We start from the raw sequence: 13,634 nt of genomic DNA, 5'->3' as shown, positions 1-13,634 counted from the left end.
CATTTGTTGTAGAGTAGCAGGCTCAGGCTGCGTTTGCGAGGTTGAACAGCTTGAGGAGGTTATGGACGGTGCAGATCATTGTCCACTCGGCGCGCACTTTCTCGATGCCCCGCAACAGGAACTGGCGGAAGCCTCTTGCCTGTTTGATCTGCCCGAACACCGGCTCCACCACTTGCTTTCGCAATCGGTAGGGTGTTTCGAAGCCGCCATCGTCGATCTTCTTTCGCATGGCCTGTGTCAGCGGGCCGCCGACTTTTCCGTTCGCTACTGTCGGGTGTTTGGCGCGTCCGGGCGCGACATAGCCATCGATGCTGCGTGTGTCGAGCGCTTCGAGATTGGCTTCGCTGCAGTAGCCGGAATCCGCTGAGGCCTGCCGCGGCTTGCGGCCAAGATTGCTCTCGATGGCCTCGATCAGGGGCACCAACTGGCCCTGATCGCTGCCGTGCTGGGTCAGTTCTTGCGCGACAATGATCTGGGCATGTGCATCGACGGCCGCCTGGGCATTATAGGCCTGAACGAAGCCATCCTTCGACTTCATGATGCGGCTTTCCGGATCGGTGAAGTTGCGTTGCGCCTTGGGATTGGGTTCCTCCGATGGCAGCGCCGCCGGTTTGCCCGGCTTCTTGCGGCCTTCGGCCTGGCGCTGCTGTTCCTTTTCGGCCTCGATGCGGCGCTCTTCCTCCGCCGCCAGTTTGGCGTCCGCTTCCAGCGCCGCCATCGCTTGCTGGATCTTCGCCAGCCGTTTCTGCTTGTCGACGGTCCAGTCCGGCAGTTCGTCGCTGTTGCCGAAAGTCTCATCCTCCGAGGCATCCGCCGCCTCGGCGGCCGCCAGCATGCGAGCGACCTCGGCCTTCAATTCCGCCTCGCGCTTCTTCATGCGCTCATAACTCATCGCCTTGTGTTTCGACGCGTTCGCCTTGATCTTCGTACCATCCAGCGCGACATGACCGAGCTTGACCAGCCCGGCCGTCTCGCACAACTTCAGAACCTGCACGAATAGCGCGCCGAGCGCCTTCAAATGTCGCTTGCGAAAGTCGCTGATCGTCCGAAAATCCGGCGCATCCAGCGCCACGATCATCACAAAATCGTTCCGCTCCCGGCAGGCCTTGGCAATCCGACGCGACGAATACAGCCCACTCGCATAGCTATGCAGCAGCAGCGCCACCATCATCCGCGGATCAAACGGCGGCTGCCCAAGCCCGCTCACATAGCTGCCCATGATCTCCCTGAGATCGAGGCTCTCCCGCACCAGATCAACCATAAACCGCGAGACATGGCCTTTCGGCACGAAGTCCTGCACATTCGGCGGCAGAAGCAGCGTCTGATCGATGTTCCAAGGCCGAAAATACTTGCTCATCGCCCAATGTTGAATCAGACCCGACCAGATTTGAACAGCGACTATCCAGACAAGCTCCTAGCGGCGCGATCTTCCTCAGTAACAAGTTCGCCAATGCGGCCACCGGATAGCACGCCGGATGCGACGCTGACCGCGCGCTCGTCACCCCAAGAGGAAGTGCAGCACCTTGATCAAGAGCCTCCTCCAGTTCGGCCTGACCCGAAGCGCCGTCATCGTGCTTGGCCTCATCGTGTTCTGCGCCGCCGGGTTCACGGCGTTCGCCAAGCTGAACATCGAGGCCTATCCGAACCCGGCGCCTGTGATCATCGAGATCACGGCGCAGGCCGCCGGGCTGTCCGCCGAGGAAATGGAGAAGTACTACACGATCCCGATGGAGGTCGGGCTGTACTCGACGCCCGGCGTCGTCAACATCCGCTCGACCTCGTTCTACGGCCTGTCCTTCGTGCGGGTCACCTTCAAATATGGCGTCGACTATTATTTCGCGTTGACCCAGGCCACCAACAGCCTCACGCAGAACGTCCAGCTGCCCGGCAATCAGGTCCCGCAGATCCAGCAATCGAGCCTGGTTGGCGAGATCTACCGTTACCAGCTCGTCGGTCCGCCGAATTTCGGCCTGACCAATTTGCGGACCTTGCAGGACTATGTCGTTGCCCGCCGGCTGATGACGCTTCCGGGTGTGGTGCAGATCAACTCCTGGGGCGGCACCACCAAGCAGTTCAACGTCGACGCCGACCTCGCCAAGCTCGAGGCCTACAACATCACCGTGCCGCAGCTGATCAGCGCGCTCGGCAATTCCAATGTCAATGTCGGCGGCCGCGAGATCGCGATCGGCCAGCAATCCGTCAATATCCGCGGCATCGGCCTGATCAATTCCGGCGGCGATGACGACATCACCAAGGGCTACAGGGTCCAGGACATCGAGAACATCGTCCTGACCCAGTCGAACGGGCTGCCGATCCAGATCAAGGACGTCGCCAAGGTGTCGATCGGCTATGTGCCGCGGCTCGGCATCGCCGGCAAGGACGGCCATGACGACGTCGCCGCCGCGATCGTGGTGATGGGCCGCACCCAGCACACCAACGACATCATCCCCAGGGTCGAGGAAGAGGTCGCCAGCATCAACGGCGACGGCACCCTGCCCCCGGGCGTCAAGATCGTGCCCTATTACGATCGCTCTTCGCTGGTCAGCGTGACGACCCACACGGTGCTGCACAATCTGCTGTTCGGCTGTCTCCTGGTGTTCGTCATCCAGTGGGTCTTCCTCGGCGACCTCAGAAGCGCGCTGATCGTCAGCGCCAACATCCCGTTCGCGCTGTTCTTCGCCATCATCATCCTGGTGCTGCAGGGCGAGGACGCCAATCTGCTGTCGCTTGGCGCGGTCGATTTCGGCATCATCGTCGATTCCGCCGTCATCATGATGGAGAACATCTTCCGCAACTTCCAGTCCAGTCCCGAGAACCGGCTGCGCGTGCTGCAGAACCTCGCCGAGGGCTATTGGGGGAGCGACCCGACGACGCAGCACGGCGGACCCGCGCCGGGCTGGACCGAGCGGCTGCGCATGATCTTCGTCAGCGCGCTGCAGGTCGACAAGGCGGTGTTCTTCACCGCGGCCATCACGGTGACCGCCTTCGTGCCGCTGTTCACCATGCAGGGCGTCGAGGGCCAGATCTTCGGCCCGATGGCGCGCACCTATGGCTATGCGCTGGCCGGCGCGCTGCTGGCGACCTTCACGGTGACGCCGGTGCTGGCGTCGCTGCTGCTGCCGCGGCATATCGAGGAAACCGAAACCGTCATCGTGCGCTGGCTGCGCAAGAGCTACACGCCGGTGCTGCGCTGGTCGCAAGCCAATCTGAAGATCGCGGTTGCATCCGGCATTGTGTTCCTCGGCCTTAGCGCGCTGGCGGCGAGCCGGCTCGGCAGCGAATTCCTGCCCGCGCTCGAGGAAGGCAATTTCTGGATCCGCGCCTCGATGCCGCCGACGATCTCGCTCGAGGCCGGCACCGATCCGACCCGCAAGATGCGCGAGATCCTGCTGCGCCACCCCGAGATCATCACGGTAGTGTCGCAGCACGGCCGCCCCGACAATGGCAGCGACGCCTCGGCCTTCTCCAATGTCGAGCTGTTCGCGCCGATCAAGCCGTTCGACCAGTGGCCGCCGGGTCTGACCAAGGAGAAGCTCACCGAGGAGCTGCAGAAGGAATTCGACGAGGAGATGCCCGGCGTCACCTTCAACTTCTCGCAGTACATCCAGGACAACATCGAGGAGGCGCTCTCCGGGGTGAAGGGCGCGAACTCGATCAAGATCATCGGCCCCAATCTCGACGTGCTCGAAGGGCTCGCGACCAAGGTCGCGCAGGAGATGGCGAAAATTCGCGGCGTCGCCGATCTCGGCATCTTCCATCTGGTTGGCCAGCCCAATCTCAACATCCGGGTCAACCGGGAAAAGACCGCGCGCTACGGCCTCAACACCGGCGACGTCACCACCGTGGTGCAGGCCGCGCTCGGCGGCACCAATGCGACGACGGTGCTGGAGGGCGACCGGCAGTTCGGCGTGGTGGTGCGGCTCGACCCGAAATTCCGCCAGAGTATCGACGCGGTGCGCGACATCAAGGTCGCCTATGCCACCCCGTCGGGCACCAACGCCTATATCCCCCTGAGCGAGCTTGCCGACATCTCGCTCGATACCGGCGCCCTGTTCATATATCGCGAGCGCAGCCAGCGCTACATCCCGATCAAGTTCAGCGTCCGCGGCCGCGATCTCGGCAGCACGGTGGCGGAGGCGCAGGCCAGGATCGCGCAAGCCGTGCCGTTGCCCACCGGCTACCGGATGATCTGGTCCGGTGAGTTCGACAATCTCGAAGCCGCCAAGGCACGGCTGATGATCGTGGTGCCGGTGACGTTGCTGTTGATCTTCGTGCTGCTCTACAGCCTGTTCAATTCGCTGCGCGACAGCCTGCTGGCGCTGGCCGGCATTCCCTTCGCGGTCGGCGGCGGCCTGATCGCGCTCTACCTCGCCGGGCTCGACTTCTCGATCTCGGCCGCGATCGGCTTCATCTCGCTGTTCGGCGTCGCGGTGATGGACGGCATTCTCAACATCACCTATTTCCGCGAGCTGCGCGCGTCGGGCCAGAGCATTGCGGAGGCGGTGTTCAACGGCGCCGAGCAGCGCATGCGCCCGATGCTGATGACCGCGCTGTCCGCGGGCGTTGGCCTGTTCCCGGCCGCGCTGTCGCATGGCATTGGCAGCCAGGTGCAGCGGCCGCTCGCAACCGTGGTGGTCGGCGGCATGTTCATCGGCCCGCTGCTGCTCCTGATCGTAGCACCCGCGCTGCGCAAGATCTTCCTGTCGCGCGAACGCGCCGCCGCGCCCAGCGAGACGCCTGCCGCGGCGCCGCCCGAAGCCGCGCATTAGGGGGCGTGCCATGGACGATTTCAGCATCAGCACGCCACGTCATGCCGCTGCCGCGATGCGCGGGCTGGCCGCGGCCGCCGGCGCCCTCATGCTCGCAGGCTGCGCGGTCGGCCCCAATTTCTCGTCGCCGCCCGCCCCCACCGTCGCCGGCTACACGCCGGAGAAGCTGCAATCGCCGCCATCCGATCCGGCCGGACCGCGCGTGTCCGGGCAACGCTTCGTCAACGGCGCCGACATCCCGACACGCTGGTGGGCCGCATTCCGCTCCGCGCCGCTCAACCAGCTGATCCGCCTGTCGGTCGAGCGCAATCCGTCGCTGCAGGCGGCGGAGGCCGCGATCAGGCTGGCGAACTTCAACGCACTGGCACAGCGCGGCCTGTACTTTCCGCAAGTCGGTGCAAACTTCACCCCGTCCGACCAGCTCGTCTCCAACGCCGTGTCGGGGCCCGGCAACACGGCGCAGGCCCGCTACACGCTGTACACCGCGCAGCTCAATATCAGCTTCGTGCCCGACGTGTGGGGCGAGAACATGCGTAACGTCGAGAGCCTCGACGCGCTCACCGAGCAGGCTCAATTCCAGCTCGAGGCAGCCTATCTGACGCTCACCTCCAATGTGGTGACGGCGGCGATCCAGGAGGCCTCGCTGCGCGGCCAGATCGCCGCCACCGAGCACATCATCAAGGTCGAGCGCGACATCCTCGGCATTCTGCAGAACCAGTTCAATGCCGGCCAGGCGGCGCAGGTCGACGTGCTGGCGCAGCAGGCGGCGCTCGCGCAGTCCGAGGAGACCTTGCCGCCGCTGCAGAAGCAGCTCGCGATCCAGCGCGATTTGCTCACGGCGCTGGCCGGGCAATTCTCCGCCGATGAGATCCTGCAGAAATTCGACCTGCAGCGGCTCGCGCTGCCGGCCAATCTGCCGGTGAGCCTGCCGAGCACGCTGGTGGCGCAGCGCCCCGACGTGCGGGCGGCCGAGGCCAATCTGCATTCGGCAAGCGCGCTGGTCGGTGCCGCGATCGCAGCAAGGCTGCCGAGCTTCACCATCTCTGCCAACCCCGGCTCGACCGCCTTCAACGCCGCCCAGCTGTTCACGCCGGGGACGCTGTTCTACACGGTTGCCGGCAGCGCGACCCAGACCGTGTTCGACGGATTGACGCTTTACCACAAGCAAAAGGCAGCGGAGGCCGCGCTCGAGCAGGCCAACGCGCAGTACCGCCAGGCCGTCATCACGGCGTTCCAGAACGTCGCCGACGCGCTGCGCAGCCTGCAGGCCGACGCCCGTGCCGTGCAGGCCGCGATCAAGGCGGAGGACGCCGCCAAGGCCAGCCTCGACATCGTGCAGAAGCAGCTCGGGCTCGGCCAAGTCAATCAGGTCAATGTGCTGAACGCGCAGCAGGTCTATTTGAATGCCGCGATCACCCGCGTGCAGGCGGTGGCGACGCGGCTGTCCGACACCGCGGCGCTGTTCATGGCGCTCGGCGGCGGCTGGCCGACCGATTGCGCGACCAGCGACTGGCGCTCCTGCGTGTTCGAAAGCCGCGTCGCGTCGAGGAACTGATGGTTCCGGGCGGAGCTCTCTTCTCCCTCTCCCCGTTCTTACGGGGAGAGGGTTGGGGTGAGGGGCCGCTTCCACGAGTCCGGAACGCTGTGAGACCTGTACCCCTCACCCGGATCGCATCTGCTGATGCGATCCGACCTCTCCCCCAAGCGGGGCGAGGTTAAGACTAAGAGCCGCGATCACACCTGCGAGTGGCGCGCCATGAAATTGTCGTAGCCGACTTCGGCGACCTGGAACCATTGATAGCCGTTGTTGGAGAACGACGTCAGCGAATCGTAGACCTTCTTGAAGTTGGCGTTGGTCGCCGAGACCTCGGAATGCAGCTCCTTGGCGGCCTTGAAGGAGGCTTCCATCACCGTAGCCGGGAACGGGCGCAGCTTGGTGCCGACCGCGAGCAGCTTCTTCAGCGCGATCGGGTTGGCCTGGTCGTAACGCGCCATCATCCAGTTGTTGGCGAGATGGCCGGCCTGCTCGAGCACGAACTGATAGTGCTTCGGCAGCGCATTCCATTTGTCGAGGTTGATCATCGCCACCAGCATCGGGCCGCCTTCCCACCAGCCGGGGAAGTAATAGTTCGGCGCGACCTTGTGGAAGCCGAGCTTCTCGTCGTCGTAGGGACCGACCCACTCGGCTGCATCGATGGTGCCTTTTTCCAGCGCCGGATAGATGTCGCCGCCGGCAAGCTGCTGCGGCACCGCGCCGAGCTTCTGCATCACCTTTCCGGCAAAGCCGCCGATGCGGAATTTGAGGCCCTTGAGATCGTCGACGCTGGTGATCTCCTTGCGGAACCAGCCGCCCATCTGGCAGCCGGTGTTGCCGGCAAGCAGCGAGGTGACGTTGTAGCTCTTGTAGAACTCGTTGAGCAGCTCCTTGCCGCCGCCGATCATGTACCAGGCCTGGTTGAGGCGCATGTTGGGTCCGAACGGCACCGAGGAGCCGAAGGTGAAGGTCGCGTCCTTGCCGTAATAATAATAGGGCGCGGTGTGCCCCATCTCGACGGTGCCGTTCTGCACGGCGTCGAGCACCTGCAGGCCCGGCACGATCTCGCCGGCGGCAAAGGTCTGGATCTGGAATTTGTTGTCGGTGGCTTCACCCACCGCCTTTGCCATCAGCTCGGCGCCGCCGTGCAGCGTGTCGAGCGACTTCGGCCAGCTCGTCGTCAGCCGCCACTTGAGCTCCGGCATCGACTGCGCGATGGCCGGCGCCGCGACGGTTGCGGCACCAGCGACGCCCAGACCCGTGACCTTGATGAAATCCCTGCGCTTCATTTGAATGAATCCTGCCCTGTATGATTGTGTTGTCCGAGCGTCGACTGCTTGCGATCGTCGCGCCCCTTTTCTTTTTTGCCGTCATGACCGGAGACCGATCATGCGCCGCCTTCGTGCCGAGGCTTCGGGCGCGAGCATGGAGCATCCCCATCCCGAATGCCAGACGCAAAAAACCCGGCCTCCTCGCGGAGGCCGGGCTACTTAAGTCGAAGCTTGGCGCGGGCTTCAGTCCTGGAAGCGAAGCCCCTGCTTGTTGTCTTGCGGCGTTCTCCTCGCGCGAACGCTGCGCCGATCAGCCGCGGGTGCGCGAGCGGATCATGAAGCTGTCGAAGGTGTATTCGGCGACCTGCCACCACAGATACTGGTCCGAACGGTACGCCTGCATGGCGTCGATCGACTTCTTGAAGTCGGCGTTCTTGGCCGAAATCTCGCCCCACAGCTCGTTGGTCGCCTTGAGGCAGGCCTCGAGCACCTCGTTGGTGAACGGACGCAGCTGCGTGCCGCCGGCCACCAGCCGCTTCAGCGCCGAGGGGTTCTGCATGTCGTAGCGCGCATTCATCCAGCTGTTGGCATTGGCGCACGCATTGGTCAGGATCGCCTGGTAGTTCTTCGGCAACGCGTTCCACTTCTCCAGGTTGATGAAGGAGTGCACGCACGGACCACCTTCCCAGAAGCCCGGATAGTAGTAGTACTTGGCGACCTTCTGGAAGCCGAGCTTCTCGTCGTCATAGGGACCGACCCACTCGGCGGCGTCGATGGTACCCTTTTCGAGCGCCGGATAGATGTCGCCGCCGGCGAGCTGCTGCGGCACCACGCCGACCTTCTGCAGCACCTGACCTGCGATGCCGCCGATGCGGAATTTGAGGCCGGAGAGATCGGCGACCGTCTTGATCTCCTTGCGGAACCAGCCGCCCATCTGGGTGCCGGTATTGCCGGTCGGGAAACCGATCACGCCGAACTTCTTGAAGAACTCGTTGCCGAGCGCCTCGCCGCCGCCCTGGTACCACCAGGAGTTCTGCATGCGTGCGTTGAGGCCGAACGGCACCGACGCGTAGATCGCAAAGGTCGGGTCCTTGCCGACATAGTAGTACGAGACGGTGTGGCACATCTCGACCGTGCCGTTGGAGGTCGCGTCCAGCGCCTGCAGGCCGGGGACGACTTCACCCGCCGCGAACACCTGGATCTGGAACTTGTTGTCGGTCATTTCGGCGACGTATTTCGAAACCTCGACGGCACCGCCATAGATGGTGTCCAACGACTTCGGGAAGCTCGAGGTCAGGCGCCACTTGATTTCAGGCGAGGACTGCGCGATCGCCGGCGCCGCAACCGCCGTCGCGGCAGCACCGGCCGCAGAAACTTTCAAAAAATCACGACGCTTCATCGTAAGGCTTCTCCTTGAGGGGCGTTTCCCAGTGACCGCAAGCAGTTCTCCGGCGGGACGCTTGCACAGCCCGCCGAGGCGCTCTGGCCGGCCCTTTAACACGGAAGGCGGCCCCACGGAAACGCGACAATGGCATGACCGCGCCAATTAAACGAAAGTCTGATGACGCGGGAATCGGCCGAAAAATCCAAGCCCGGGCCGCGGCGATGTCGCCTTGCAGTTGCTTGCGGATCGGGCCTTCGATCGCGCGGTAAATCGCCGCGTGCGGGCCGTCCGGCCCGCGCTCAACCACCGGGCTACCGGGGCAATCAGCGCCGCGTCGTTTCCCGCGCTTTCTTGGCCTGGTCGGCCAAATGCCGCCCGCGCCGGATCCAGCTTTGTGCGGTCGTGTGGCTCACGCCATACGTCTTCGAGATCGCCGCCGCGGCCTCCTTGATCGAGTCGGATTTCTTCGCAATGTTGAATGCCATCCGGGAAGCCTCTTCGCGCTTCTCCCGCGTCAGATGTTTGCGGCGTGCTTTCTTTGCTGGTGCTGCCATGTTGATCGTGGCCTCACGGCCTTTCCCGCGGTTACGGCCTGGCGATGGACTCGTTCAAGCTGACGGACAGACTGGTACGATTCGGCTATCTCTTCACAACCATACAGGCCGAAAGCGGTCCAGCAACCGTTCAGCGCGACAGTTCTGTGAAGAACCGCCGCCGAGGCCGACGCCTTTAGAGCCCGGCCCGCGACGACGGAAAGGCAACCTCAGGCTGCGGCGATGACGTCCTGCAGCTGCTCACGGACCTTGCCGCCGATCGCGCGGTAAATCGCCGCGTGCGGGCCGTCCGGCTCGCTCTCGACCACCGGGGTGCCGGAATCGGACGCGGTCCGGATGGCGATGTGCAGGGGAATTTCGCCGAGGAACGGCACCCCGAGCTTCTCGGCCTCGTGGCGGGCGCCGCCATGGCCAAAGATGTCCGAGCGCGTGCCGCAATGCGGACACTGGAAATAGCTCATGTTCTCGACGATGCCGAGCACGGGCACGTTGACCTTCTTGAACATCGCGAGTCCGCGCCGGGCGTCGATCAGCGAGAGGTCCTGCGGGGTCGAGATGATGACGGCGCCCTTGAGCGGGACGTTCTGCGCGAGCGTCAGCTGGGCGTCGCCGGTGCCGGGCGGCATGTCGACCACCAGCACGTCGAGGGTGCCCCAGGCGACGTCGCGCAGCATCTGGGTGATCGCGGACATCACCATCGGCCCGCGCCAGATCATCGCGGTGTCCTCCTCGACCAGGAAGCCGATCGACATGATCGACAGGCCGAAGCGCTGCAGCGGGATCATCTTCTTGTCGTCGTTGAGCTGCGGCTTTTCGCGGATACCGGTCAGCCGCGGCACCGACGGGCCGTAGATGTCGGCGTCGAGCAGCCCGACACGCAGGCCGAGGTCGCGCAGGCCGAGCGCGAGGTTGAGCGCCGTGGTCGACTTGCCGACCCCGCCCTTGCCGGAGGCAACGGCGATGACGGCGGAGATGCCGGGAATCTCGGCCTGCCGAGCCATCGGCGATTGCGCGCCGGGCGGATGCGGATGCCGGTGTGCGGACGCCGGCGGGACGCCGCCAGCCGGGCGCGGTGCAGGCGCCGCAGCGCCCGCCTTGCGCTCCGCGGTCAGCGCGATCATCGCCACGCTGACGCCGGGAATGGCGCGCACGGCGTTCTCGGCCTGCGCACGCACGCTTTCCCAGGCGCGGGCTTCCGCCGCATCGACGTTGATCGAGAAGAACACCTTGCCGTCGGTGACCGTGATCGCCGACAGCACATTGGCGTTGGTCAAGGCTGTGCCGCGCGGCGACATCACCTTGGCAAGGCAATCGAGAACCTGTTGCTGCGTCACGCTCACCGCGCATCTCCTGAAAAGTTCAAGCGACGACCCATAGAGCGTTGCAGCGCAAAAGGCTACCTCGCTCCGACGTCGTCCCGCCGCTCGGCCGGCGCTGCCGCGCCGCCTTCCTTGGCGGCCTCGTAGTTCAGCTCGATCATGACCCCGTTGGGGTCGTTGACGAAGATCTGCCAAAGGTCGCCGCCGGGAACCTGGCGCGAGTCGAATTCCATGCCCTTGGACTGAAGCCGCTGCCTCATCCCGTCAAAGCCCTGGCTGGCAAAGGCGACGTGGTGGACGACGCCGGAATCCGGCTTTTGCGCCTCGCTGGTCTGCGAAATATCGACCAGATGCACGACCGCCTTGCCCTCGCTGTACATCCATGCGCCGGGGAACGCGAAGTTCGGCCGAGCGCCCTTTTCCAGGCCCAGAATGTCCTCATAGAACCGCACCGTGGCGGCGAGATTCCGGGTCCGGATATTGAAATGATCGAGCACACCCACGCTCATGCCCATGCGAGACACTCCCATTTTTGTGAAGTTCTTTGGTGGGGCGATCCTAGCACAAAACCGGGGTCTGCCATCCAACGAAGGCGTTGCCCTCCGCTGCGCAGGGGGTATGGTGCGGCTCCTTCCATGGACGGAATGCCCTGCCCGCCGCGACGTTTTCCGGAGGTCTCAAGGGGGCGGTCACCACGGCAAATCACAAGGTAACAGATATGGCTAAAGTCGCTTTTCTCGGTCTCGGCGTGATGGGTTTCCCGATGGCGGGACACCTCGTGAAAAAGGGCGGCCATGAGGTCACCGTTTACAACCGGACTGCGGCGAAGGCGAAGGAATGGGCCGACAAGTTCGGCGGCAAGACGGCGCCGACGCCGAAGGCCGCCGCCGAAGGCCAGGATTTCGTGATGTGCTGCGTCGGCAATGACAACGACCTGCGCGCGGTCACGATCGGCGCCGACGGCGCCTTCGCCGGGATGAAGAAGGGCGCGACCTTCGTCGATCACACCACCGCCTCCGCCGAAGTCGCCCGGGAGCTCGACGCCGCCGCCACCAAGGCCGGCTTCAAGTTCGTCGACGCGCCGGTGTCCGGCGGCCAGGCCGGCGCCGAGAACGGCGTGCTGACGGTGATGTGCGGCGGCAGCGCGGACGCCTATGCCGGCGCCGAGCCGATCATCACCGGCGCCTATGCGCGGATGTGCAAATTGCTCGGACCGGCAGGCGCCGGCCAGCTGACCAAGATGGTCAACCAGATCTGCATCGCCGGCCTCGTGCAGGGCCTCTCCGAGGGCATCCACTTCGCCAAGAAGAGCGGCCTCGACGTCGCGGCCGTGATCGAGACCATCTCCAAGGGCGCGGCGCAGTCCTGGCAGATGGAGAACCGCTACAAGACCATGAACGAGGGCAAGTACGATTTCGGCTTCGCGGTCGAGTGGATGCGCAAGGACCTGTCGATCGCGCTGGCGGAAGCCCGCCGCAACGGCGCGACGCTGCCGGCGACCGCGCTGGTCGACCAGTTCTATGCCGAGGTCGAGAAGATGGGCGGCAAGCGCTGGGATACGTCGAGCCTGCTCGCCCGTTTGCAGCGCTAGCTGCTTGCGTTGGCACGGTGACCCACGTCGGTGGGTCACCAGCCATGCGGCGTCGTCTCGCGAAGGAGAATTCCCCTTTGAAAGTGCGCGCCGCCAAAATATCGAAAACAAGCCCATGCAAAGTAGCTGACCGGCCCCCGGCAGTCGATTGGTCAACTTGACATGTCGGGCAAATCAGGGGCACACTTCCATTATTCCGAAATTGTAGCTTCTAGTTGGCGGTTTAGTGCACTGTCACCGCAATCCCACAAAAGACGATGTGTAGACAAAGACTTAGGCGACCTTTGGAACCAACCCTTTTATCTTGCCATCACTAAAACCGGCCCAAAACCCGGCCAACCCTCAGCTTTTCAGTTGAGCAAACCGCGCTGGGTTTCGGCTCTTTGGCGCACCATTGAAACTATATTCTCGGGCCATGGCGGCTCCTGCATCGTGCTCAGGAATGCGACGTCCTCTTCCTCCGTCCGCGCTTCCTTCTGCACAAGCGGGTGCGCCTTCACATAGTCCTCGACAGCGCGATTAAAGACGGTCGCCCCCATCTCATTGGTCGCGTTAGCGTCCAGCGAATCGCGCGCGTAACCAATTGCCTCAACGATACGGCTGTCGTGGCCATCCTCGATAAACCCAGCAATATCTGCGGCAACGAGAGCCGCATTCAACGCGAATGACGCCGCCAGAGTGCCAAAATCTTCGCTGTCAGGTGTTGCGCTAAGGACGTCTTCCCTGAACTGCCCCCAAGAGATCGACGAATCGTCGCCCATTAACCATTGCCAAAATTCCTTACGTGCTTTTTGAAAGACAGAAAAATCACGGCCCTCAGTGAGGCAAAAAGAACATAGCTCCGGAATCATCCTCTCGTACAGAAGCACTAAGAAAGCGATCTTCTTTCCCGCCGAAAACGACAAAAGGTGTGCGGTGGTCTCTTCGGACATAAGCTTCAGCATCTACCCATCACCTCAATGGAGTTAGCGGGGTGATCCCTTGCCCGCTGAGATAATCTGCGCAAGGACCGCAAATCCCACGACTTGCGGCAACTCCAGTTGGTGTGAGCCCAAGGGCACGCGCGCCTTCAACTCCAGTCACCTCAGCATGTCCGACGCCGTTAACTCCTATCTCACCCTCCCGGAGCAGCGCGCGAATTGATGGCTGCAACAATTTGCAACAATTACGGTGACAGTGCACTAAATTGACTTGTTGCCTGCCCGATGCAAC

General features: G+C 63.6%; 10 protein-coding genes. 3 read left to right on the top strand and 7 right to left on the bottom strand.

The genetic code is table 11. From position 1 onward, the window contains the following. Positions 1–22: 22 nt before the first annotated feature. Positions 23–1,357, bottom strand: a complete 1,335-nt coding sequence (locus HAP48_RS33925) for an IS1182 family transposase (protein ID WP_166202952.1) — start codon at positions 1,355–1,357, stop codon at positions 23–25. 166 nt (positions 1,358–1,523) lie between these two features. On the opposite strand from HAP48_RS33925, the gene HAP48_RS33920 reads away from it, so the two are divergent. After that, positions 1,524–4,769, top strand: a complete 3,246-nt coding sequence (locus tag HAP48_RS33920) for an efflux RND transporter permease subunit (RefSeq protein ID WP_166204178.1) — start codon at positions 1,524–1,526, stop codon at positions 4,767–4,769. Positions 4,770–4,779: 10 nt separating this feature from the next. Next, complete coding sequence (locus HAP48_RS33915; protein ID WP_166204177.1) at positions 4,780–6,324, top strand: efflux transporter outer membrane subunit; 1,545 nt, start codon at positions 4,780–4,782, stop codon at positions 6,322–6,324. A gap of 179 nt (positions 6,325–6,503) precedes the next feature. Here HAP48_RS33915 and HAP48_RS33910 read toward each other — a convergent pair whose 3' ends face one another. The 5 genes from HAP48_RS33910 to HAP48_RS33890 all read right to left on the bottom strand — a co-directional run bounded on the left by HAP48_RS33910 (position 6,504) and on the right by HAP48_RS33890 (position 11,346). Continuing rightward, the gene (locus HAP48_RS33910) at positions 6,504–7,592 is read right to left on the bottom strand and encodes a TRAP transporter substrate-binding protein (protein ID WP_166204176.1); all 1,089 of its coding nucleotides are present in this window, start codon (positions 7,590–7,592) and stop codon (positions 6,504–6,506) included. 292 nt (positions 7,593–7,884) lie between these two features. Continuing rightward, entirely contained in the window at positions 7,885–8,973 is a 1,089-nt protein-coding gene (locus tag HAP48_RS33905) for a TRAP transporter substrate-binding protein (RefSeq protein ID WP_166204175.1), read from the bottom strand. Between the two features lie 308 nt (positions 8,974–9,281). Beyond that, complete coding sequence (locus HAP48_RS33900; RefSeq protein ID WP_224496729.1) at positions 9,282–9,443, bottom strand: hypothetical protein; 162 nt, start codon at positions 9,441–9,443, stop codon at positions 9,282–9,284. Between the two features lie 278 nt (positions 9,444–9,721). After that, positions 9,722–10,852 (bottom strand): Mrp/NBP35 family ATP-binding protein, encoded by a 1,131-nt coding sequence (locus HAP48_RS33895; protein WP_029078523.1) that lies wholly within the window; start codon positions 10,850–10,852, stop codon positions 9,722–9,724. Positions 10,853–10,908: 56 nt separating this feature from the next. Continuing rightward, positions 10,909–11,346 (bottom strand): VOC family protein, encoded by a 438-nt coding sequence (locus tag HAP48_RS33890; RefSeq protein ID WP_420869833.1) that lies wholly within the window; start codon positions 11,344–11,346, stop codon positions 10,909–10,911. A gap of 203 nt (positions 11,347–11,549) precedes the next feature. On the opposite strand from HAP48_RS33890, the gene HAP48_RS33885 reads away from it, so the two are divergent. Further along, positions 11,550–12,422, top strand: coding sequence for an NAD(P)-dependent oxidoreductase (locus HAP48_RS33885; RefSeq protein WP_029078521.1), 873 nt, complete (start codon positions 11,550–11,552; stop codon positions 12,420–12,422). 350 nt (positions 12,423–12,772) lie between these two features. Here the strand turns inward: HAP48_RS33885 and HAP48_RS33880 are convergent, their stop codons facing one another. Next, positions 12,773–13,366 carry a DUF416 family protein gene (locus tag HAP48_RS33880; RefSeq protein ID WP_166204172.1) on the bottom strand — a complete coding sequence of 198 codons (594 nt, stop codon included), beginning with the start codon at positions 13,364–13,366 and terminating at the stop codon, positions 12,773–12,775. Between the last annotated feature and the right edge of the window lie 268 nt (positions 13,367–13,634).

The sequence above is a fragment of the Bradyrhizobium septentrionale genome (genome assembly GCF_011516645.4).
GTDB lineage: Bacteria > Pseudomonadota > Alphaproteobacteria > Rhizobiales > Xanthobacteraceae > Bradyrhizobium > Bradyrhizobium septentrionale.
This window is presented reverse-complemented; position numbering and strand designations above follow the sequence as displayed.